Consider the following 23007-nt stretch of genomic DNA (forward strand, 5'->3'; position numbering starts at 1 on the left):
AGAAAGAAGGACAATGATCCTTCGAAAAAGGAAACAGGATTAACCAACAGACTATGTTGATTAATCCTGTTTTTGATTATAAAAGGCATAAACCCTCACGAAGGTAGCCCCTCATTAAAATCGATTACCCGATTTTTAATAGACTTACCGGATTTTTTATATGAATAGGTAATTCAAAAAGGCTTATTTTATCAGAAGAATCAGGTTATTCAGCCACACCCACTACAATGGTTGAAAAGTGTTTTATATTCATATTATTTTTTTCAAGATATTTAACTGATTCTTTATCTGAATGAGAACATATATAAATATCACCTTTTACGGGATCAGTCAGCGGAGCTCCTTCAACATAATGGGTGAGATCGTATTTTCCAAATTTTCTTGGAATCATATTGCCACCTGTCACTTCAAAGTCGGCATAATCTACATCCTGCATAAACCGGTCGGTTGGATATTCTGTATAAAATATTACATGAGTAAAGAAGACCCCAGATAAAAGATGTACTTCAGCTTGCGAATCAGGCTCTGTTATTTCACTGACATAGGAAAGAGCCTGCTTGCAACCATCATCATAGGCTTCTGCCACGGCATCATCATGGTATGTAAAATAATATATGATGAAAATAATACATGCCAGAGAGTAGGTGATTATTACAATTTCCTTTGAATGATGCTTTAAAATATCTATTATGCTCCACAGTCCGTAAGCACAAAAATATGTCATGGGAATGTGGATTATATTTATTCTGCTGAAGTATATTTCTGTTGTAGCGCTTAGTATGACGGAGCAAATAAACAAGAGAAAGATAATAAATGAAAAATCAGCGACTTTCTTTTTAAATGCTTCGTGTATATCGATGATACATTTGACTAAGCCAATAAGTATAAATGGATTACTGAATTTATAATATAATCCGAAAAGCGGTGTTACATCACTTACGCGGCCATCATTCTGAGAAACAAACAGCAAAAATGAATTATAAAAATTCTTAAGTAGCGATTTTACTGAGGTAATAAGCTCGTCATTTCTGAATTTAGAAAGCCTTGGAATTGATATTACAGAAGTTCTTATTTCAGGTATCACATCATAATTTACAAGTAAAAACAGAAACAGAGGAAAAGCAAGCAATATTAAAATGGCGACAGACAAAATAAGATATTTGTCTATAACTATATTTCTATTCATAAGAAAATATACAAGTACACCTAAGACAAATATTGGCATTACAATCCAGGGTAGAGCATAAGTGTATAATGTCAGTCCCAAAAAGCAAAATGCTAAAGGGAGAAACTTTTTGTTGTGTGTGGATTTTATAAAAAGTGCAATCGAAATAGTGATGAATCCTGCGAAATAATTGCAGTCCAGCCCCCAGCGGCTTTGCATGATATGCCAGGGCATAATGCAAAGTATAAAAGTCGCGAAGTAAGCAAAATTGTTATCTTTTATCTCTTTGCATATATAATAAAAAGCATAAAGAGTGATACAGCCCAGAATAGCTGCAGGTAAACGAAGAGCAAATGAATTTAAACCGAATATCCCTATGAATGGCATCTGGCAAAGAGCTTGCATAACGCTCATTCCGCTGCCCCAACAGGGTAAATATACAGGGAAATGATAACCAAGATAATCGTAACCGTAATGAAGCATAGACCAGGCTTCATATCCGGAAAAAATCTCATCAGAGTATAAGGCTGTATTACCGGGAATGTTTCCGATGTAGAAAAGTCTCAAAAAGCAACCGAAAAAAAGTAAGCATATAAACTTTATATCATATTGTCGGGGGGTAGTGATTGATGAATTCTTCATGAATTACTCCTTTACGTCTTGAGAATAAACTCAAGAATAAACTAAATTATTATAAAAGTCAATCAATCTAATATATATGATATAATAAGCGCTATGAGTTTAGATAAATTATTTGAAAACAGAATAAGATCAATGCTCGGTGATGAGTACGATGATTTTGAAAAAGCATTGGAAAAGGAGCCTTTAAAAGCAATAAGGATAAATCCTTTAAAACAGGCTATTCTTCATGTAAAAGATGATGAATTTTCTTCTGAAGGAAAAAGCGAACTTGTAGATGATTAAAAAATCATGCTGCAGAAATCCTTAATCATTCAGGAGCCAAGCGCCATGTCTCAGGTATCATATCTTGATCCAAAGTCCGGAGAGAAGATTCTTGATCTATGCGCTGCTCCCGGCGGAAAGAACACCCAGATTGCTTCAAGGATGATGGGCAAGGGTATACTTGTCACTAATACCTGTCGAATACTTCATGTGCATGAGAATCTGAAACATGGAACTTCCTGGCAATAGAGACAGATGTTTCCATAAGATTTCTGTATGCACTTACTATCAGCATATCCGTAGTATTGGATGTGCGGCGACGTTTACTTACGAACTTGAAGTTTTCACTAATGTCATAAAGGCACTCAGGATTTGTGCAGCACCATCGTCGCTGTTTCAGAATAATGATAAGCGAGTAGTTATCCTGAAGAATAGGATGATTAACCTTCCGCTTTTTCACACCTCTTGAATACATCCTGTAGCCGCAATTAGGGCAGTAATGAGCTACAGGTCCGGTTTCAATGGTGATAGTTTTAGTCTGACCTTGAATCTGTGATACTATTCATGTATCCTTCTTAAGTGTATTTTCGGCAAAAAGTATCATACGAGAAGGAAGAAAGAAGGACAATGATCCTTCAAAAAGAAACAGGATTAACCAACAGACTATGTTGATCAATCCTGTTTTTTTAATTATTTAAGGCTAAAACCTCACGAGTGGGCCTCACGAAGGTAGCCCCTCACGAAAATCGATTATCCGAAAAACTTCTGGCACTGCGGTAGAAGCAGCGTCTGAAGTTTATTTTTTCTCTTTTAATTATTTGCCCTTTTTATTTTATATTCTTTTAACTCCAAGTTTGTTTCATTCACAGGCGAAGCTATATATAATTTCAATTACATTATTTCGAAAGAGAGGTATTGCCAATGAAGTTGCTTGTGAAAAGAAATCTTGCTGTGATTACAGCTTTTCTCATGGTAGTTGGAACGTTCATCACGGGTGATATAAAGGTTAGCGCTGCAGGCGGAGATACTACCGTTTATCTCACTAAGACAGGTGAAAAATATCATTCAGATGGATGTAGCAGTCTTAGCAAGAGTAAGATAGCGACTACTCTTCAGGATGCTGTAGATAAAGGCTATGAAGCATGCAAAAAATGTAAGCCGCCCAAGCTTGATTCAACAAGTCAGGCAGCAGCGCTTCAGGCTAATGCGGTAGCAGCACCTGCAAAAACAACTGCTACTACAACGACTTCTACAGCTGCTTCAAATGGCGATACTGTTGTATATACAACTAAGACGGGAACAAAATATCACGCAGATGGTTGCAGAAGTCTTGGTAAAAGTAAGATACAGACAACTCTTCAGAGCGCAGTAGATAAAGGTTATGAAGCATGCAAAGTATGTAAGCCACCTAAGCTCGCTACGGCAAGTACAGCACAGGCTCCACAGACCAATGCGGCAAACGGTGTAGTTGAAGCACTCAAGACGTACAAGGGTAATACGGACGAGTTTAATGCATATGCTTATTACACCAATAATGTAGATCTCCAGACTGCAATAGGCGCAGACGGAGACAAGCTTTTAAAACATTACAATGAATACGGTAAGGCAGAGGGCAGAGTAGCAAAGTAAGAGATGGTTAAAAAGAATACGTGAAAAATGCACCTTAGATGCTGAAGGAGAGACAGCGTCTGAGGTGCATTTTGTATATAGCGAAAAAGTGTTTGATCGCACATTTATATGCAACTATACTTGAAGTAAGGGTTTTTCTAAAGGGGGATATTATGGGAAATTCCATTATTGAATTAAGAAAAGGATTAGAAACAGCCTATATTGACGGATCTATCGTTTCTAACGAGAGGTATAGGCCTCAGTTTATTTCAAATAACTATAAAGAAGGAAAGAAAGTCCTCTCATCTATCGAAGATGAGCTTTCAGTATGTGATTCCTTTAGGATTAGTGTTGCATTTATTACGCTTGGTGGAATAACACCTCTTTTACTGACGCTTAATGAATTAGAAAAAAAGGGGATAAAAGGAGAAATCCTTACAACGAATTATTTGAATTTCAGCGAACCCAAGGCGCTTGAAAAATTGAATTCCCTTTCAAATATTACTTTGAAAATATATGACTCGGAAAGTTCAGGTGAAGGCTTTCATACAAAGGGATATATTTTTAGAAATGAAGAAGTTTATAGAATAATAATTGGAAGTTCCAACATGACAGGCGGAGCTCTGAAGCAGAACTATGAATGGAATACTAAGATTGTTTCAACAATAGACGGAGAAGTTTCAAAGCAGATTATTGAAGAGTTTGAGCGGCTTTGGGAGTCTCCGTATGCTAGAGATTTTGATGGCTTTATTGAAGAGTACAAGCAAAAGTATCAGATAATAAGACATCAGCGTGACATTGCCAAAAAAGAAGAACTTGTTTCGCTTGAAAAATATAGATTAAAACCAAATAGTATGCAGGTTGGTTTTATAACTAATCTGCGAAAAATAATCAGCGCGGGAGAGAAAAAGGCTCTTCTTATATCTGCAACCGGAACGGGAAAAACATATGCGTCAGCTTTTGCCATGCGTGAACTTGGCTATAAGCGGGTTCTTTTTCTTGTGCACAGAGGCCAACTTGCCAGGCAAACTAAGAAATCATATGAAAAGGTATTTGGGAAGTCTGTGACTATGGGACTTGTTGGAGCAGGAAGCAGCGATTATGATGCTGATTTTGTGTTTGCGACAGTTCAAACCTTGAATAGAGATGAACATTTGCTTCAATATGCTTCTGATCATTTTGATGCAATATGTCTCGATGAAGCACATCATGTTCCTGCGGCAACATATCAGAAGGTCATGAATCATTTTACGCCTAAATTGTGGCTGGGAATGACCGCTACACCTGATAAGCGTGATGATAATGTTGAAGGTCGCAATGTATATGAGTTGTTTAATCATCAGATTGCGTATGAGATAAGATTGCAGCAGGCTATGGAAGAAGATCTGTTATGCCCGTTTCACTATTTTGGCATAACTGATATTTCTATTATTGGTGATGATCAAAATCGTGATTTTTCGGTATTAACTTGTGATGAGCGAGTAAAGCATATTGTTGAGCAGGCAAATTATTATGGATATAGCGGGGACAGAATAAAAGGATTGATATTCTGTAGTTCAATAAAAGAGTCTGAGACCCTTTCAGAGAAGATGAATCATACCATCAATCCGGCTACGGGAAAGTACTACAGAACAATAGCGCTTAACGGAAGTGCATCAGAGTCGGAGCGAGAAGATGCATTTGAAAGATTGGCGATGTATGAAAATGAAGATGTTTCATATATAAATGATAATGGACCGCTTGACTATATTTTATCTGTGGAAATTCTTAATGAAGGTGTAGATATAGTAGAAGTTAATCAGGTTATAATGCTAAGACCCACACAGTCTCCTATAGTATTTATTCAGCAGCTTGGTAGAGGACTTCGTAAGGCTGATGGAAAAGAATTTACGGTAATACTGGATTTTATCGGGAATTATAACAATAATTTCATGATTCCCATAGCGTTGTCAGGTGACAGAACATACAACAAAGACAATATTCGCAGATATGTTATGGAAGGCGGGAGAGTTATTCCGGGTGCATCAACAGTGCACTTTGATATGGTAAGCAAACAAAGGATTTTTGAGTCTATCGATAAGTCTACTTTACGCCTTGCGATGCTTAAGGAAAAATATGAGCTGTTAAAAGATAGATTGGGAAGAATACCATCTATCATAGACTTTTATAATTATGGTGAAATTGATCCGATGCTGTTTATCGAATATACAAAAGAATCGTATCATTCATTTTTAAAAAGGATTGAACCTTATTACAAGATTCTTTTTTCTAAGGAACAAGAGGAGATGCTTGCCTTTGTTTCGCAGTTTCTTATGAATGGAAAAAGACCACATGAGCTAATAATTCTCAAGTCGTTGCTGGAAGGAAGCCAAGGAGTTATTGACAACATGAGGTTCAAAGAGTCTTTGGAAGCTGTCGGAGGAACATATAGGGAAGAAGATTATGATTCTGCAATGAACATAATTAGCTTATCATGGCTTAACTCAAAGGCAGATAAAACTAAGTATGATCTTGTGGAGTGGATTGATGAAGAGGAGGCAAAAGAGAGAAGACTTAAAAGAGCAAAAGCTTATGCGCAGGCACTTGTAGATAAGCAATTTGAAAAGCAATTAAAAGAAACAATTGAATTTGGGCTACTTAGGTATAAAGATAATTATAAGGAAGCAGATGAAAATAATCTTGTTCTTTATAGGAAATATTCAAGGAAAGATGTATGCAGAATCTTGAATTGGGAAAAAGATGACAGTTCAACTGTTTACGGTTATAGATATAAATATGGTACTTGTCCGATTTTTGTTACATATAATAAAAATGAAGACATATCAAGTTCTACGAATTATCCTGATCATTTTATAAATGAGCAGTTATTTAATTGGATGACTCGAAGCAGAGTGTCTTTGGAAAGCAAAGAAACTCAGCAGATTATTCATGCAAATGAAAATGGGGAAAAGCTATTCTTATTTATAAAGAAAAGTGATGATGAAGGTGCGGATTTTTACTATATGGGAGAAGTAACACCTGTATTCTGGCAGCAGACGAGCATAAAAAATGATGAAGGCGAAGCATTGCCAATAATGAATTTTCATTTGCAATTAAAACAATCTGTCAGAGAGGATTTGTACGAGTATTTATCAAAGTAGTTGAAGGGAGTAAAAATGAAAACCATACGCGTAGTTGCGGCAGTAATAAAAGCAGAAAATGAAGAAGGAAATCCAATAATATTTGCAACCCAAAGGGGATATGGCGAATATAAGGATGGATGGGAATTTCCGGGTGGAAAGATTGAAGAAGGTGAAACTCCTCAGGAAGCATTAAAACGAGAAATTCGTGAGGAACTTGACACAGAAATAAGTGTTGGTGAGTTAATTGATACAATCGAATATGATTACCCGACGTTTCATTTATCAATGGATTGTTTCTGGTCAGACATTCTGAAGGGGAATCTCGTTCTCAATGAGCATGAGGCAGCAAGATGGCTTACAAAGGAGCAACTTGGCGATGTTGATTGGCTTCCGGCTGACATTACACTGATTGATGCAATCAAAGAAGCATTATAGAATTAAATCACCAACGTCTCCTTTCCATAGATAAAATCTATCGATAACCCAACAAAAAATATATTATACCTATCACTTTGGTAGGTATATTATTTTGCCTATAATATTTAGCTTGAAGAGGAGATATAAGATGAGTAGTTTACAGACACCGTTCAGATATGATTTTGTTGGAAGCTTTTTGAGACCTAAGGCGCTTAAGGACGCTAAGGCAGCGTTTGCGGAAGGCAAGATTGGCAAGGAAGAACTTGATAAAGTTATCAATGATGAGATTACTAAGGTAGTTGCAAAGCAGAAAGAGCTTGGATTTCATGTGATAACAGACGGAGAGTTCAGAAGGACCTTCTGGCATCTTGACTTTATGTGGGGCTTTGAAGGCGTGGAGCACAAGGCTACCGGCAAAGGCGTTGAGTTTAACGGTGAGCTGGCTGTTCTCGATGATACATATCTTGTTGGCAAGATCAAAGCTAAGGCTCATCCTTTTGTGGAATACTACAAGTTCCTTAAGCAGTTCGAGGATGAGAACACTGTTGCGAAATATACAATACCTGCACCTGCGCAGACTTTCCAGCAGATGATCGTACCGGCAAACTTTGAGACAACAAGGAAGTTCTATCCTACAAACGATGAACTTATCGAAGATATTGCAAAGGCATATCGTGATGTTATTAAGCAGTTCTACGATGCGGGATGCCGTAATCTTCAGCTTGATGACTGCACATGGGGCGCGATTGTCGGCGATGCGGCTAAGCAGAGATATAAGTCTCTCGGAATAGATCTTGAGGAGGTAAAAGAGCAGCTCCTTAGAGTGAACAATCTCGCGCTCGAAGGAAAGCCTGCCGACATGGTGATCAATTCACATATCTGCAGAGGTAATTACCACTCAACCTATTTTACCAGCGGACCTTATGATACCGTTGCTGATTACGTGTTTGCAAAAGAAAATGTGAATGCGCTTTTCCTTGAGTATGATGATGAGAGATCCGGCGGATTTGCTCCGCTTTCCAAGGTTTCAGATGACAAGAAAGTTGTTCTTGGTCTTATCACAACCAAGACTCCTGCGCTTGAAGATAAGCAGAAGGTTATAGACAGAATTCATGAAGCTGCAAAATATGTTCCTCTCGACAGACTTTACCTGAGCCCGCAGTGTGGCTTTGCTTCCTGTGAGATAGGCAATAAGCTTACGGAAGAAGAGCAGTGGGCAAAGCTCAAGCTTGTCAAAGAGATTGCAGAAGAAGTGTGGGGATAATGTATTTATAAAAAATAACGTGTGCGGTTTTGATGGTGTTTCAAAATCGCACACGTTAAATTTTTTACCTTATATCAAAGTCCCATGATTTCTCCGTAGATCATTACTGCGTTTCTAACGCAAGTCTCACAGGGGCATAATGGCTTTCCGTCTGTAACTGCCTTTAGATCTTTGCACTTCAAGGCACCGCATCTTTTTCCAAACTCTTCCTGAATCTGTTTGGTGACGCCAAGAGTTCCTTTGCCCTCTGTCTTAAGTCCCGCTATCATTCCTGCTCCTATCAAAGCGCCGCAGGTTGCTTCAAGGTTGCCCATTCCCGCGCAGAATCCGGCAGATACCTGTTTGAGTTGCTCCTCAGTTAGCCCCGTCTCATCGGCCAATGCCGCAGTTACCGCCTGCGCACAGTTATACATTCCGGAATTTTTGAGTTCCACAGCCTTATCGGCTCTTTCATTCAATGTCATAATTATCCACTACCTTTCTTTGCCTTTATCTTGCAAATGCCCTGTGTCATAGTTCCCATCGGACAAAAAGTACACCAGGTTCTTTCTTTGTACATTGCCATTACTATCAGGCCTATCAGCGTGGATGTCAGCATAAGACTGTAAAATCCAAAGCCAAACTGTGCCACCCAATCCGGTAGGACACTTCCATTATACGCCCATTTCCATGGTACTTTAAATGTCCAAAAGAGTTTGACCACTTTCTTAAGTGTCGATGCTCCCGAGAAAACAAGATATGTCTGAAAGATCATGGATCCAAACATTGTCATAAAAAATGTAAGGAAACCATATCTGAACCATTTTGATGAGATCCACTTCGGAGCAGGCTTTCTTCGTGAGCACTTAAGGTTTCTTCCAAGTACCCAGAAAAGTTGCCCTCTTCCGCACATATGATTGCAGAACCATTTATTCCCGCCTACTGCCGCAAATATTAAAGGAAGTATGAAATCAATCATTCCAAGCCAGGCAAATAAGATATTGAAAAAACCAAGCGCAAAATAAACTATCGTCCATATCCAAAGATAGTCATACCAGTGTTTTTTCTTATTTAATGACATCTTGTACCTCCGCAACATTAATAGAACCTGAAGGGCAGGCTTTTTCGCACATACCGCATCCTACGCATTTGGCGACATCCACAACTGCGTAACTACCTTTATAAATGCCGATTGCTTCCTTTGGACATTGCAACGCACACACTCCGCAGGCTACGCATCTGTTTGTGTCAACAGCAGCCTTTCTCATAATGAATCTCCTTATCTCAAGATCTACTTGTTTTTTCTATTCGATACTTTTATTATATGTGGTATAATTTTTATATCAAGTACGCAGTTTTTAGTTATCTGGTAAGGAAAAGTATACTATGAGAAAAAAAGAGAATCACGAGCCATTATGTGAAGATATCGCAGGAAAAGGTTGCGGATTAAAAAAGGTTATTGATACCGTCGGCGGCAAGTGGAAGATTATGATCTTATGCGTCATCGATAAGAATGAAGTTGTCAGATACGGAGAATTGAGCCGTTCTATACACGGAATCACCAATACGATGCTGGCGAATTCATTAAAAGAACTTGAAGCAGACGGCCTTGTTGAGAGAAAGCAGTATGATGAAATGCCTGTGAGGGTTGAATATAATCTTACTATAAAGACCAAGAGTCTGATTCCTATTCTTCTCGAATTAAAAAGATGGGGTGAGAATAATCTGTAAATTTATAGCACAATAATAAAATACACAGATAAAACACAAATGGGTGATATTATTTATTTGTTATTTTACAATGTTTACATTTTTTTAACGGGGAAGAGGAGTAAAAAGAAATGAAAAAAAGAATTGCTTATTTAGTTATGGCAGGAATGCTGACATTTACGGGATGCGCGGGGATTGGCACATCCGAAGACGCAGGGGAGCCGGCAGAGACAGCAGAGGTAGCTGAGCCTGAAGCAGATGAACCGGAAACAGCGGATGCTGAAACGGGCTCAGAAGATGAAGCATCGGCTGATGAGATAGCGATGGATAATGCAGACGGTGATTTTATGCCAAGCTCATTTGTTGAGGAGGCATCAAAAAAGGATAAGTTTAAGGACTATGATGAGATAATTTCTTATCTTACAAAAGGCCAGGGATATACAAAGATAAAGATTAAAGGTTACAACGGCGAGGTTCTTGCAATCACAGATTCAGTTGACGCTGAGAAGCATGGAATAGAGGTAGCTTTTTACGGCGAAGTAGGTGGCATAGTTAAGAATATCGGTAATGCTTTTTCCAGTGAAAAAGAGTATCCGATAGCGGTAGGAAACGATTTGGTGTATGCGTGCTATACGGATTACTACGAGGCGCTTTTCTTAAATCCTGACGGAGACGGTCTTATGGTGAAAGATAACATCAGTAAAGACGGTAATACATATTCAGGATTCTTAAGAGAGACCAACAGCTTTGACGAAGCTGCCACAAAAGATTTCACAGGCGGCGAAAAAGAATTCAAAGAATATTGGAAGAACTATGAAGCTGCAACACCTATTACATTCACAGTTGTAGAGTAATTAGCCGAAACTAATAACAAAGAAAGAGTGATCATCCGATAAAGTTCAAAGGGTGGTCACTCTTTTTTCTTAAGTGTTATCTCGTTTCGCCTCAACGATTATCATATCTTTTCTCTCGCCGTCGGTGCATTCGACGTCATGTAAGATCATGCATGGAAGCATTCCTGCTTTTATGTTGATAACAAGTGAGGGGATATTGTCGCAAAAGATGCTGCTGATTATTCTGTCGACTTCGAATGTATCAAAGCCAAGCTTCATGCTAAGTTCCGCAGTTTCTTTTCCGTATCCTTTTCCGATAGTGTCGTCTTCTCCGATGAACAGGCCGTATTCAATCTGTCTGTCTGCCGGCTTGTAATCTTTAAAAACAACCGAACCGATCGCGCGGTCATTATTGTTTAGTTCGCATATCATATATTGGAAAACATTTTTGGTCTGAACTTGTTCTTTGTAGTATTTCTGCTGAGCTTCCAAAGAAAATTTCTCGCGATAAACGTAGCGCTCTCTTACCCGCTCGTTATTTCTCCATTCAACGATCTTGTCGCAATCATCGATGGTCATTTTTCTGAGGCCGATTGTCTTTCCTAAGATGTCGTATTTCAATTTATGATTACCTCCACATTTCATCATGGTAACATGTATTCATGCGAGGGTAAAGGTTTTTGACGACAAATGATACAGCTGAAATGCTGATAAATACTGAATCGTATACATGTATTTGATATAAAGAACACAGCCCGTTTTGCAAACTTCCCGATATTTGCGATATTAATTGAATATATTGTAAAATTGATGATTATATGGTATTTTTCATTAGGAATTTACTGGGAGAAATTGAGTTTATGAAAGAATGGTTTGCAAAACTGGCTGAGGATTTCAGCCGTTGCTTTATTGAAGAGAACAGATACATGATGCTGATAGACGGTATCGGAGTGACTATCAAGGTTTCACTCGTTGCCGTTGCGATAGGTATTGTGATAGGTTTTATGATCGCGATGTGCAATATGTCTACCAATAAAATACTTAAGACTATCGGCACAATTTACACGGATGTCATAAGGGGAACACCTTCCGTTACACAGCTTATGATCATCTATTTCGTTGTGTTTGCAAGTGTTCGCTGGCCTAAGTGGATCATCGCTGCGATCGCATTCGGAATAAATTCGGGTGCTTACGTTTCTGAGATTGTCCGCGCAGGTATCCAGTCGATCGATAAAGGGCAGACCGAAGCCGGCAGATCGCTTGGTCTTAACGCGAGACAGACGCTTATGGGTATTGTTATCCCGCAGGCTATCAAGAATATTTTTCCCGCGCTTTGCAACGAGTTTATCGTTCTTATAAAAGAAACCGCTATCGTAGGATACGTTGGTCTTATGGATATTCAGAAGGCCGGCGATTTCATTAAGAGTTCAACATTCCTGGCATTTATGCCTTTGATCGGAACTGCTGTGATCTACTATGTACTGATCAAGATACTTACACTTGCACTTAAGAGAGTTGAGAACACTCTTCGTAAGTCGGACATACGATGAGGAGAATGCCATGAGTGATATGATTGAAGTAAAGAATCTTAAAAAGAAATTTGAGAATTTAGAAGTTTTAAACGGCATCACCACTTCCATCAAGCAGGGAGAAGTGGTAGTTGTCATCGGTCCCTCAGGTTCAGGTAAGAGCACGTTTTTACGTTGTCTCAATCAGCTTGAGGAGATCTCCGAGGGAGAGGTTTTCCTTGATGGTCAAAAGATAAATGACCCGGCGACGGATATCAACAAGATCCGCCAGAAGATGGGAATGGTATTCCAGCATTTCAATCTTTTCCCACATATGACTATTATTGATAACATCACTTATGCACCGGTTAAGCTCGGTAAGATGACTAAGCTTGATGCAGAGAAGAAGGCCAAAGAGCTTCTTGAGAGAGTTGGCCTTTCGGAAAAAGCTGACAATTATCCCATTCAGCTTTCCGGTGGACAGAAACAGCGTGTTGCTATAGCAAGGGCGCTTGCGATGGAACCGGAAGTAATGCTTTTTGATGAACCCACATCGGCACTTGATCCTGAGATGGTAGGAGAAGTTCTCGATGTTATGAAGAAACTTGCAGAGACCGGAATGACGATGGTCATCGTTACTCACGAGATGGGATTTGCAAGGGAAGTTGCGAACAGAGTTCTTTTTATGGATGAGGGAGTCATCATGGAGGAAGGAACTCCGGAACAGATATTCAGCCACCCGACCAGCGAGAGAGCAAAGTTGTTCTTGAGCAAGGTCTTATAAATAATAAACGGCGCACAGAGGGAGATAAATATGAAAAAGAGAATATTGTCAGTTGCACTTATTTTGGTAATGGGTGTCCTTGCACTCACAGGTTGCGGATCTAAGTCTTCAAACAAGATCGTGTTTGGAACAAACGCAGAGTTCCCGCCTTTTGAGTACATTTCTACAAACGGTGTTATCGACGGTTATGACGGAATCGACATGGCTATCGCATCCAAGATTGGTGAAATCTCAGGAAAAGATATTGAGATTGCCAACATGGAATTTGATTCACTTCTTGTAGCAATTCAGAACGGTCAGATCGATGCCGCTATTGCAGGTATGACAGCTACGGAAGAGAGAGCTAAGACAGTTGATTTCTCAACTCCTTACTATACAGCAACACAGGTTATGGTTGTTAAAGAGGGTTCTGACATCAAGACTGCAGCAGATATGGAAGGCAAAGCAATTGCTGTTGTTCAGGGCTATACAGGCGAGACAGTTGTAAAGGATCTCGGCTATCAGTATGAAGCATTCAAGAAAGGTACAGAGTGTATTCTTGAGCTTGTAAACGGCAAGTGCGATGTAGTAGTTATCGACTCAGCTACAGCAAAAGATTTTGTTGGCGACAACGAAGGTCTTACTATTGTAGAAGATCCAAGTGCTTTTGAGTCTGAGGAATATGCTATCGCAGTTAAGAAGGGTAACACAGAACTTCTTAAGACTATTAACGAAGCAATCGATAAGATGCTCGCTGACGGTACAATTTCTGAGTTTGCAGCAAAATATGCCGATGCTGAATAAATAGTTTTAGTTGATTACAGGGCTGTCGCTATAGCGGCAGCCCTGTTTGTCTAAGTAGATATTTATGTCATATCTGTAAGTTTTCCGTGTTTCTCATATCTTGTGATGCGTGCAGGTTTGTTGGATTCATCCACAAATACCACGGTGGGTTTGTGAGTCTTGGCGTCTTGCGCATCAATTGTGCAGTACGACATAATTATCACATTGTCGCCGACGCACACCTGTCTTGCGGCTGCGCCGTTAAGACATATCATCCCGCTTCCTGCATCTCCCGCAATGGTATATGTCTCGAAGCGGTTTCCGTTCTGTACATCAACAATCTGAACCTGCTCGTATTCAAGGATTCCCGCAGCTTCCATAAGAGAGCTGTCGATGGTGATGCTTCCTATGTAATCAAGCTCGGCGTGAGTTATGGTCGCACGATGTATCTTACCTTTCAACATGTTTATATTCATATGCTATACATCCTTATTCAATTGTTTTCGGTAGACGTTGATCATGTCCGCGTTTTATTCGCAGACTGAATCAACGAAGAAATTGTCGATAAGCCTTGTCTTTCCTATATAAACAGCAAGTGCTGTAAGAATCGGACCTTCTATTGTTTCAACGGGCTGGAGCTTTTCTGAATCGACGAGCTCTACATAGTCGATCTTGGCAAGCGGCTCTGTTTCGATTGTTTCTTTGATCGCAGAGATGATCTTTTTCGCATTCTTTTCACCGCTTCTGACCATTTCTTCGCCCTTTGTAAGTGCTTTATGAAGTATCAGGGCGGCGCTTCTTTCTGACTGATTCAGATAAGTGTTCCTTGAGCTCTTGGCCAGTCCGTCTTTTTCCCTTATGATGGGGCAGCCGATGATCTCGATGTTGTAGTTTAGATCTGAAACCATCTTGCGAACGATGGCAAGCTGCTGGTAGTCTTTTTCTCCAAAGTAAGCTCTGTCTGCCTCAGCAATGTTAAAAAGTTTGGTCACGACTGTGCACACACCGTTAAAGTGAGTGGGACGGCTCTTTCCGCAGAGTCCCTTTGAAAGAGTATCTACGCCTACGTGTGAAAAGAATGTATCGCCATACATTTCAGCGGGTTCGGGGTGGAAGATAAGATCGGCGCCAAGCCCGTCGCACAGCGTGCAGTCAGCTTCGAAGTCCCTTGGATAAGTTGCGAGATCTTCATCTGCGCCGAACTGGATTGGGTTTACGAAGTCGCTTACTATAACCTTATCATTTTCTGCAACGGCTCTTTTTATAAGGCTTGCGTGACCTTCGTGAAGGTATCCCATGGTCGGAACAAGTCCTATAGAGTAGCCTGCTTTCTTCCATTCTTTTACATGTTCTTTTACTTCATCTATTGTCTCTGTAATTATCATTTGTTTGTCCTCTCTATGATGCATCTTGATTTGTCTTGAAAGTTAGATCGCACGGGCTTCTTCCTGCATTGCAAAATCCGGATCAATCGCATTTATAACATCATCGTCAATTGCAAAGGAGTGCTCTTTTGAAGGATATTCGCCTGCTTTCACGGCTTCGTCGTAAGCGCTGAAGGCTTCCTTCATTTCTTTTCCAATCTGTGCGAACTGCTTTACGAATTTGGGTTTGATACCTTCGAACATTCCGAGCATGTCCTGATAAACAAGTACCTGTCCGTCGCATCCTGCGCCCGCACCGATTCCGATAGTCGGAATAGAAAGACGTTTCGTTATAAGTGTTGCAAGTTTTTCGGGAATACATTCGAGAACTACCATGAATGCGCCTGCTTTCTCAACTGCGAGTGCATCTTCGAGAATCTGTTTCGCCTGCGCTTCGTTTTTGCCTTGTACTTTGAAACCGCCAAAGGCATTTACGGACTGTGGAGTCAGTCCAAGATGTGCGACCACGGGAATGTCCGCTTTGGTGATTGCTTCAATCTGTTCACAGACCTTTGCTCCACCTTCAAGCTTAACAGCCTGCGCGTGGCCTTCTTTCATGAGTCTGCCGGCATTTGCGACGGCATCATAGATTGACGTCTGATATGACATAAAGGGCATATCAGCGATTAGGAAGGTGTTTTTTAAACCTCTTGAAACGGCTGCGGTGTGATGGATCATGTCTTCCATGGTGACGGGAAGAGTGTCGTCATAACCGAGCATGGTCATTCCGAGAGAGTCGCCTATCAGCACTGTGTCTACGTCTGCCGCTTCCATAAGGCATGCGGTAGTGTAGTCGTAGCATGTGAGCATGCTGATTCTACGGCCTTCCAACTTTTGTTGTTGTAACGTCGTTACTGTCTTCTTCATTTTTTTACCTCTTTTCCATACAAGCCTTGATTGTTCAAGGTCTCATTGTTTTAGGGCTTCGATGTAACTATATCAGACATGCATTGTATATTCCAGCATTAATTGACGCAGTGCCGCTTATGAGAGGCAGAATGGCGCCTGTTATGCGGGCTATAACCGCAAGCTATCAGAAGATATAAAGATTACCTATCGTAAAACCTATTGACCTGATAGGTGATTGGAAGTAATATTTGTTCAGTGATTACGAAAGGGACCCGTTAAAAAATCTGACAGCTGAATTTTTAGATTAAGTTTTAGATGAGGAGAAACACATTATGAAAAAGAACAATTTGAAAAAAATCTTGGCAGCAACACTTACCCTTGCACTTGGAGTAGCAACGCTTACGGGATGCGGATCCGCTTCAGCGAAGGAAGGTTCTGCAGAGCAGACAAGCAGCGATGCTTCGGCAACACAGGAGCAGAGTGACAGCAAAGTATATAGAACACTTGATGAGATAAAGGAAAGCGGAGAGATCAACATCGGAGTATTCTCAGACAAGAACCCCTTCGGATATGTTGATGAGAACGGTGAATATCAGGGCTATGATGTTTACTTCGCTAATAAGCTCGGCGAAGACCTCGGCGTAAAGATCAACTTCGTATCTACTGAGGCAGCAAGCAGAGTTGAGTACCTCGAGACAGGTAAGGTTGATATCGTCCTTGCAAACTTCACGGTTACAGAAGAAAGAGCAGAAAAAGTTGATTTCGCACTTCCTTATATGAACGTGGCACTCGGAGTTGTTTCACCTAAAGATAAGGTTATCAAGGACCTCAGCGAGATCAAGCCTGACGATCAGGTTATTGTTATCTCAGGAACAACAGCTGAGACATATCTTGAAAAGAATTATCCCGATATCAAGCTTCAGAAGTTCGATACATACGCAACAGCAAAGACTTCTTTTGAAAACGGAACAGGTGTGGCTTGGGCAAATGACAATACAGAGGTTATTGCATATGCAATTGAGAATCCAGGATATGAAGTAGGTATTCCTTCACTCGGAAGTCAGGATACTATCGCTCCCGCAGTATCTAAGGGCAACAGCACACTTCTTGACTGGATCAACGGTGAGATTGAGAGCCTTGGCAAAGAGAACTTCTTCCATGCTGATTATGAGGCAACTCTTATCGATACATACGGTAAAGACTACGAGGAGACACTTGTAGTTGAAGGCGGAAAAGTAGCAGATACGTCATCAGAAGCTTCATCGGATTCTTCAGAGGAAGCAAGCAGCGCAGCATCTTCAGATGCAGCAGAAGCATCAACAGAAGCTTCATCTGCAAAGTAATATATTATAGTAAAAATAACTGATAACATATGCGAGGGAGAGCTTTCGGGCTCTCCCAATCAGCGTTTAAAAGGAAACACAAAATGAACTTAGACGTTATTATTTCCTACATACCTTTATATATAGAAGCATTTATCCTGACGGTAAAGATAGGGTGGCTTGGTATTCTCCTGGCGCTTGTCATAGGTCTTTTTGCTGCATTTGTTATGCACTTTAAGATTCCGTTTTTGTCGGGAATCTCGCTTGTGTACATAGAATTATTCAGAAACACACCGCTTCTGGTGCAGCTCTTTTTCATATACTTCGGACTTCCGAAGGTGGGACTTACGATATCTGCGGAGACTTGTGGATTTGTCGGGCTGGGGCTCCTTGGCGGAAGTTATATGGCGGAAGTTTTTAGAAGCGGACTTGAGAGTGTGCCAAAGTCGCAGACAGAGAGCGCTCTTGCACTTGGGCTTTCAAGGAAGCAGCTCTTTTTATCGGTCATACTTCCTCAGGCAATCTCACAGAGCGTTCCGGGAATACTTGCAAATGTGATATTCCTTCTAAAAGAGACGAGCGTATTTTCTGCGATAAGCCTTATGGATCTGATGTTTACGGCAAAAGACCTGATAGGACTATACTACGATACGACGGAAGCGCTGTTTTTGCTGGTTATCTTTTACATAATAATGCTTCTTCCGGTTTCCGTAATTGGAAGCATCATAGAGAAAAAAGCCAGATTCAGGACGTTAGGAGTGTGAGCATATGGGATTTGAAGTTTTGCTAAAAGGAAATAATATGTTAAGGCTCCTTACGGGGCTTGGGGTTTCGCTTAAGATAAGCTTTGTGTCCGTGGCGATAAGTATTGTGCTCGGAGTTATTCTTGGAATTTTGATGGCGCTGAAGAACCCTGTAATTACGGTGATCTCGAGAGTGTATCTTGAGATTGTAAGAATAATGCCGCAGATGGTGCTTCTTTTCATCGTGTACTTCGGAACGACTAAAGCGCTTGGAATAAGTCTGGAGGCTGAGACGGCGGCTGTCATAGTGTTCTCGTTCTGGGGAACGGCGGAGATGGCGGACCTTGTGAGAGGGGCACTTCTCAGTATCCCTGCAATTCAGTACGAGAGTAGTATTTCGCTTGGACTTAACAGGCTTCAGACGTACAGATATGTTATTGTGCCGCAGATAATCAGGCGCATGATTCCGCTGTCGATAAATCTCATAACGAGAATGATCAAGACCACGAGTCTTGTAATGATGATAGGAATCGTCGAGGTTTTGAAAGTCGGACAGCAGATAATCGAAGCAAACAGGAAAGCTTCGCCTACAGCAGCGTTTGGCGTGTTCCTTGTCATATTTTTATTGTATTTTATAGCTTGCTGGCCAATCAGCATGCTTTCCAGATATTTAGAGAAGAAATGGGAGAACTGATATGGAAGAGATACTCAAAGTTAACAATGTAAGCAAAAGATATGAAGACATAACAGTTTTCGAGAATATGAATCTGACTGTAAAAAGAGGCGAAGTTGTCGTGATCGTCGGTCCTTCGGGCTGCGGAAAAAGTACATTCTTAAGATGCCTTAACGCGCTCGAAGATATTCAGGACGGCGAGATCGTGCTTGACGGACAGAAGGTTGATGCTGCGAGCAAGAACATAGGAAATATAAGGGAAAAAGCGGGCATGGTATTCCAAAGCTACGATCTTTTCCCGCATCTTACCGTGCTTCAGAATCTTATGCTTGCGCCTGTTAAGGTTAAAAAGAGAGATAAGAAGGAAGTTGAAGCTGAGGCACTGACTTTGCTTGAGAGAGTAGGTCTTTTGACCAAAAAAGATAATTACCCCAGGCAGTTATCAGGTGGACAGAAGCAGAGAGTTGCGATAGTAAGAGCACTTATCATGCATCCGGAGATACTTCTTCTTGATGAGATAACGGCGGCACTTGATCCTGAGATGGTACGCGAGGTTCTTGAAGTTGTTCTTTCCTTGGCAAAAGAAGGGCGAACAATGATCATTGTGACGCATGAAATGCAGTTTGCAAGAGCTGTTGCAGACCGCATGGTGTTCATTGATAACGGAAGGATTGTCGAAGAAGGAAGTCCCGAAGAGTTTTTTGACAGACCAAAAACTGACAGACTTAAGCAATTCTTACAGACATTCTCGTATTAAATGCGATATTAATTACAAGTTTATTTGATATAATACGACGTTAAAAGAAAAGTAACAAAATTTCACCAAATAGCAATATTTGAGCAGTGAAAAGCAATATCTGACAAGTCATCTTAATCGTTTACTGCTATAATCTGTCTTATCCTAACAAATATTACAGAATATTTAATATATAAAAATATTTGTAAGGAACAAGTTTACAAATGTGGAGGTAACATGTATGAAAAGACAGATTTCGTTATTATCAAGTATTGCCATGGGGGGCTTATTGATACTTAACAATAGCGTAGACGTTAACGCGGCGCCGGCGCTTAATCCTTATAACGGGGTAGAGGCAGAAACAAATTTTGGACAGTCAGGAACAAAGGTAGTTACTGATGGTGATGTTAAGGCTGTATCAAGCATCGACAGCGGTGATTATTTTATTGTAAAGGACGTTAACTTTTCTAAGGGAGTATCACAGTTTAAGGTAACAGCAAAAGCCGATGCGGCATCTATACTTGAGATTAGAGAAGGCGGAGCAGACGGAGACGTCATCGCCAAGACAAAGATTGGTGCAACAAAGGGCGATTACAAGGAGTTTGTATTTGATTCATCTGTAAAGCTTGATGGAAAGAAGACCATCGCTTTTGTTGGAAAGATGGGATCATTCGCTATTGATAAATGGTCTGCTGTAGAGGCATCTTCAGAGGATGAAGCTAAGACAGAGTTCCCTGTTGATTCTGAGACAGGAAAGACAGGTGAAGGAGATTTTGTTTCACCTTATGATGTAATCAAGACAGAAGAGATTTCTAAGGAATCTAAGGGAATCGAGCAGCAGGATAATAAGGACTCAAAGGTTCTTACAAGCCTTGAGAAAGACGACTACTATGTAGTACACAACCTTACTTTTGATAAGGGTGTAGCTGCATTTAATATTTCGCTTAAGTCTGATGAGCCTTCAGCATTAGAAATCAGAGCTGACGGCGTTGAAGGAACAGTACTTGGTAAGGTTAAAGTTACTTCTACAGACGGCGAGTACAAGACAGTAACAGTAAAGGCTGAGGAGAACGATATTACAGGAACTCATGCCGTTGTATTCGTAGGTAAGGCTGGTAACGTAAGCATTGAGAGCTGGAAGGCATTACATGCACCCGGCGCTAAGACAGACGACAAGTCAAAGACTCCTGATAAGGATACACAGGGAGACAATAACAAAGAGCCTGAGAAGGTTGAAGATACAACAGGAAAGACAGGAACAGGAGCAACTCTTTTCCCTTACAATGAAATCTCAACAGATGTAAATTATGGTGAGACAAAGGGTATTGAATATGTGGATTACAACGGAAAGAAGGTAGTTTCAAGCCTTGGTTCCGGTGACTACTTCACAATAAAGGATGTGGATTTCAAGAAGGGCGTTGCAACAATGTTCATTTCTGCAAAGTCTGATAAGCCTGCTATGGTAGAGCTTAGAGAAGGCGGAGCAGACGGAAAAGTACTCGGAACATTTAAGATCAATTCTACAGATGGAAAATATGAGACATTCGGCGTACAGGTTGACGGTCTTACAGGAAAGCATACAATCGCATTCGTAGGAAAGATGGGAAATGCAAGCATTGCAAGCTGGAAGGCAATGAGTGCACCTGAGAAGAAGGATGACGGAAGTACAGTTACACCTACTCCCACACCTACACCGGATAAGAAGGAAGATACAACAGGAAAGACAGGAACAGGAGCAACTCTTTTCCCTTACAATGAGATTTCAACAGATGTAAATTATGGTGAGACAAAGGGCATTGAATATGTAGATTACAACGGAAAGAAGGTTGTTTCAAGCCTTGGTTCCGGTGACTACTTCACAATAAAGGATGTAGATTTCAAGAAGGGCGTTGCAACAATGTTCATCACAGCAAAGGCTGATAAGCCTGCTATGGTAGAACTTAGAGAAGGCGGTGCTGACGGAAAAGTACTCGGAACATATAAGGTTAATTCTACAGACGGAAAATATGAGACATTCGGCGTACAGGTTGACGGTCTTACAGGAAAGCATACAATCGCATTCGTAGGAAAGATGGGAGATGTAAGCATTGCAAGTTGGAAGGCAATGAGTGCACCTGAGAAGAAGGATGACGGAAGCACAGTTACACCTACTCCAACACCCACACCTACTCCTACACCTGAGAAGACAGAGGATACAAAGAAGGGTTCAGGATCAACTCTTTTCCCTTACAACGAGATCTCAACAGGCGTTAACTATGGTGAGACAAAGGGCATCGAGTATGTAGATTACGATGGAAAGAAAGTTGTTTCAAGCCTTGGAGCAGATGACTACTTCACAGTAACTGATGTAGATTTCAAGAAGGGCGCAACATCAATCACTATCAGTGCAAAGGCAGATAAGCCCGCTGTAGTTGAAATCAGAGACGGTGGCGTTGACGGAAAGGCACTTGGAAATATCAAGATTGCCAATACAAACGGTAAATATGCAACTTATACATTGAAGTTTGATAATATTACAGGAAGACACACACTTGCATTTGTTGGTAAAGTTGGTGATGTAAGTATTGCAAGCTGGAAGGCAAGCGTAGATGATCAGGGTAACGGAAGCACACCTACACCCACACCCACACCCACACCTACACCTACACCTACACCCACACCTACACCTACTCCAACACCTACACCGGCACCCGATAACGGAAACGGTGGAAGCACAGAGACACCTACACCCGCTAAGTCAAACCTTACACTTTCACACACTGTAAATGACTGGGGTTCAGGATATCTTGTAGATTTCAGAGTTAGCAATAACTCAGGTGAGACAGTAAACGGATGGAAGCTCAGAATTAAGAAGGATGGAATCAAGATCAACCAGAGCTGGTGCATGGAAATCAAAGAAGAAGGCGATTATTACGTAATTACTCCTTTCTTCTGGAATGCATACATTGAGAACGGTAACTTCATTTCATTCGGTATCATCGGACAGGGCACAGCTCCCAGAACGATTACATATGAGTTTATTAAATAATTAAAGACGTTTAATAATGATAATTGAATTAGAAAATAGAAAGTAAAAAGCTGATACGAAACCGAAAGCTCCTCTCTACTGTGAAAAACAGTGGGAGGAGTTTTCTGTGAGTCGTGATATTTTTTGAATATTCTTGCATAATATAATCAAGATTGTATATTTACACATCGGTTTTTT

25 protein-coding genes are annotated in these 23007 nt (G+C 40.6%); 16 read left to right on the top strand and 9 right to left on the bottom strand.

Annotation, left to right across the window (positions count from 1 at the left end):
* Positions 1-205: 205 nt before the first annotated feature.
* A complete protein-coding gene (locus BM398_RS06225) occupies positions 206-1807 on the bottom strand; it encodes an ArnT family glycosyltransferase (RefSeq protein WP_092336901.1) in 1602 nt (533 codons plus the stop codon).
* Between the two features lie 93 nt (positions 1808-1900).
* Between BM398_RS06225 and BM398_RS06230 the strand changes: the two genes are divergently transcribed.
* Together BM398_RS06230 and BM398_RS17590 are read left to right on the top strand one after the other, a co-directional pair.
* Complete coding sequence (locus BM398_RS06230; RefSeq protein ID WP_092336902.1) at positions 1901-2089, top strand: hypothetical protein; 189 nt, start codon at positions 1901-1903, stop codon at positions 2087-2089.
* Positions 2090-2134: 45 nt separating this feature from the next.
* Positions 2135-2317, top strand: coding sequence for a hypothetical protein (locus BM398_RS17590; protein ID WP_242949767.1), 183 nt, complete (start codon positions 2135-2137; stop codon positions 2315-2317).
* Here the strand turns inward: BM398_RS17590 and BM398_RS17110 are convergent.
* Positions 2256-2528 carry a hypothetical protein gene (locus BM398_RS17110; RefSeq protein WP_175531857.1) on the bottom strand — a complete coding sequence of 91 codons (273 nt, stop codon included), beginning with the start codon at positions 2526-2528 and terminating at the stop codon, positions 2256-2258. The genes BM398_RS17590 and BM398_RS17110 overlap by 62 nt on opposite strands.
* Before the next feature lie 461 nt (positions 2529-2989).
* Between BM398_RS17110 and BM398_RS17115 the strand changes: the two genes are divergently transcribed.
* The 4 genes from BM398_RS17115 to BM398_RS06255 all read left to right on the top strand — a co-directional run bounded on the left by BM398_RS17115 (position 2990) and on the right by BM398_RS06255 (position 8479).
* Positions 2990-3697: a hypothetical protein gene (locus BM398_RS17115; protein ID WP_175531864.1), complete on the top strand. Its 708-nt coding sequence runs from the start codon at positions 2990-2992 to the stop codon at positions 3695-3697.
* 152 nt (positions 3698-3849) lie between these two features.
* A complete protein-coding gene (locus BM398_RS06245) occupies positions 3850-6816 on the top strand; it encodes a DEAD/DEAH box helicase (protein WP_092336904.1) in 2967 nt (988 codons plus the stop codon).
* A gap of 15 nt (positions 6817-6831) precedes the next feature.
* Entirely contained in the window at positions 6832-7233 is a 402-nt protein-coding gene (locus tag BM398_RS06250) for a (deoxy)nucleoside triphosphate pyrophosphohydrolase (protein ID WP_092336905.1), read from the top strand.
* Positions 7234-7363: 130 nt separating this feature from the next.
* Positions 7364-8479 carry a 5-methyltetrahydropteroyltriglutamate--homocysteine S-methyltransferase gene (locus BM398_RS06255; protein WP_092336906.1) on the top strand — a complete coding sequence of 372 codons (1116 nt, stop codon included), beginning with the start codon at positions 7364-7366 and terminating at the stop codon, positions 8477-8479.
* 74 nt (positions 8480-8553) lie between these two features.
* On the opposite strand, the gene BM398_RS06260 is transcribed toward BM398_RS06255, so the two are convergent.
* The 3 genes from BM398_RS06260 to BM398_RS06270 are packed head-to-tail and all read right to left on the bottom strand — an operon-like array spanning position 8554 to position 9726.
* Entirely contained in the window at positions 8554-8943 is a 390-nt protein-coding gene (locus BM398_RS06260) for a C-GCAxxG-C-C family protein (RefSeq protein WP_092336907.1), read from the bottom strand.
* Positions 8944-8945: 2 nt separating this feature from the next.
* Positions 8946-9539, bottom strand: coding sequence for a 4Fe-4S binding protein (locus BM398_RS06265; RefSeq protein ID WP_092336908.1), 594 nt, complete (start codon positions 9537-9539; stop codon positions 8946-8948).
* Positions 9526-9726 carry a 4Fe-4S binding protein gene (locus BM398_RS06270; protein WP_092336909.1) on the bottom strand — a complete coding sequence of 67 codons (201 nt, stop codon included), beginning with the start codon at positions 9724-9726 and terminating at the stop codon, positions 9526-9528. The genes BM398_RS06265 and BM398_RS06270 overlap by 14 nt, the downstream gene beginning before the upstream one ends.
* A 118-nt stretch (positions 9727-9844) precedes the next feature.
* On the opposite strand from BM398_RS06270, the gene BM398_RS06275 reads away from it, so the two are divergent.
* Both BM398_RS06275 and BM398_RS06280 read left to right on the top strand, forming a co-directional pair.
* Positions 9845-10189, top strand: a complete 345-nt coding sequence (locus tag BM398_RS06275) for a winged helix-turn-helix transcriptional regulator (protein ID WP_092336910.1) — start codon at positions 9845-9847, stop codon at positions 10187-10189.
* 110 nt (positions 10190-10299) lie between these two features.
* Positions 10300-11022, top strand: coding sequence for a hypothetical protein (locus BM398_RS06280; RefSeq protein WP_092336911.1), 723 nt, complete (start codon positions 10300-10302; stop codon positions 11020-11022).
* 69 nt (positions 11023-11091) lie between these two features.
* On the opposite strand, the gene BM398_RS06285 is transcribed toward BM398_RS06280, so the two are convergent.
* Positions 11092-11622, bottom strand: coding sequence for a GNAT family N-acetyltransferase (locus BM398_RS06285; protein WP_175531865.1), 531 nt, complete (start codon positions 11620-11622; stop codon positions 11092-11094).
* Between the two features lie 239 nt (positions 11623-11861).
* On the opposite strand from BM398_RS06285, the gene BM398_RS06290 reads away from it, so the two are divergent.
* From BM398_RS06290 to BM398_RS06300, 3 genes are read left to right on the top strand one after another with little or no spacing between them, the layout of a single operon-like run.
* Positions 11862-12551 (top strand): amino acid ABC transporter permease, encoded by a 690-nt coding sequence (locus BM398_RS06290; protein WP_175531866.1) that lies wholly within the window; start codon positions 11862-11864, stop codon positions 12549-12551.
* A gap of 10 nt (positions 12552-12561) precedes the next feature.
* Entirely contained in the window at positions 12562-13293 is a 732-nt protein-coding gene (locus BM398_RS06295) for an amino acid ABC transporter ATP-binding protein (RefSeq protein WP_304528541.1), read from the top strand.
* Positions 13294-13323: 30 nt separating this feature from the next.
* On the top strand, positions 13324-14076 hold the full coding sequence (locus BM398_RS06300) for a basic amino acid ABC transporter substrate-binding protein (RefSeq protein ID WP_092336913.1): 753 nt from the start codon (positions 13324-13326) through the stop codon (positions 14074-14076).
* 62 nt (positions 14077-14138) lie between these two features.
* Here BM398_RS06300 and panD read toward each other — a convergent pair whose 3' ends face one another.
* From panD to panB, 3 genes are read right to left on the bottom strand one after another with little or no spacing between them, the layout of a single operon-like run.
* Entirely contained in the window at positions 14139-14531 is a 393-nt protein-coding gene (panD, locus tag BM398_RS06305) for an aspartate 1-decarboxylase (RefSeq protein WP_092336914.1), read from the bottom strand.
* Positions 14532-14585: 54 nt separating this feature from the next.
* Positions 14586-15440 (bottom strand): pantoate--beta-alanine ligase, encoded by an 855-nt coding sequence (gene panC, locus BM398_RS06310; RefSeq protein WP_092336915.1) that lies wholly within the window; start codon positions 15438-15440, stop codon positions 14586-14588.
* Positions 15441-15482: 42 nt separating this feature from the next.
* Positions 15483-16346 (bottom strand): 3-methyl-2-oxobutanoate hydroxymethyltransferase, encoded by an 864-nt coding sequence (panB, locus tag BM398_RS06315; RefSeq protein WP_092336916.1) that lies wholly within the window; start codon positions 16344-16346, stop codon positions 15483-15485.
* Between the two features lie 314 nt (positions 16347-16660).
* On the opposite strand from panB, the gene BM398_RS06320 reads away from it, so the two are divergent.
* The 5 genes from BM398_RS06320 (at position 16661) to BM398_RS06340 (ending at position 22830) form a co-directional block, all read left to right on the top strand.
* Entirely contained in the window at positions 16661-17671 is a 1011-nt protein-coding gene (locus BM398_RS06320; RefSeq protein ID WP_092336917.1) for a transporter substrate-binding domain-containing protein, read from the top strand.
* An 83-nt stretch (positions 17672-17754) separates the two neighbouring features.
* Positions 17755-18414 carry an amino acid ABC transporter permease gene (locus BM398_RS06325; protein ID WP_092336918.1) on the top strand — a complete coding sequence of 220 codons (660 nt, stop codon included), beginning with the start codon at positions 17755-17757 and terminating at the stop codon, positions 18412-18414.
* A gap of 4 nt (positions 18415-18418) precedes the next feature.
* A complete protein-coding gene (locus tag BM398_RS06330; RefSeq protein WP_092336919.1) occupies positions 18419-19087 on the top strand; it encodes an amino acid ABC transporter permease in 669 nt (222 codons plus the stop codon).
* A 1-nt stretch (position 19088) separates the two neighbouring features.
* Positions 19089-19823 (top strand): amino acid ABC transporter ATP-binding protein, encoded by a 735-nt coding sequence (locus BM398_RS06335; protein ID WP_092336920.1) that lies wholly within the window; start codon positions 19089-19091, stop codon positions 19821-19823.
* Positions 19824-20043: 220 nt separating this feature from the next.
* A complete protein-coding gene (locus BM398_RS06340; protein WP_092336921.1) occupies positions 20044-22830 on the top strand; it encodes a carbohydrate-binding protein in 2787 nt (928 codons plus the stop codon).
* The last annotated feature ends 177 nt before the right edge of the window (positions 22831-23007 follow it).

Origin of the sequence: Butyrivibrio sp. M55 (genome assembly GCF_900116865.1) — a bacterium.
GTDB lineage: Bacteria > Bacillota > Clostridia > Lachnospirales > Lachnospiraceae > Butyrivibrio.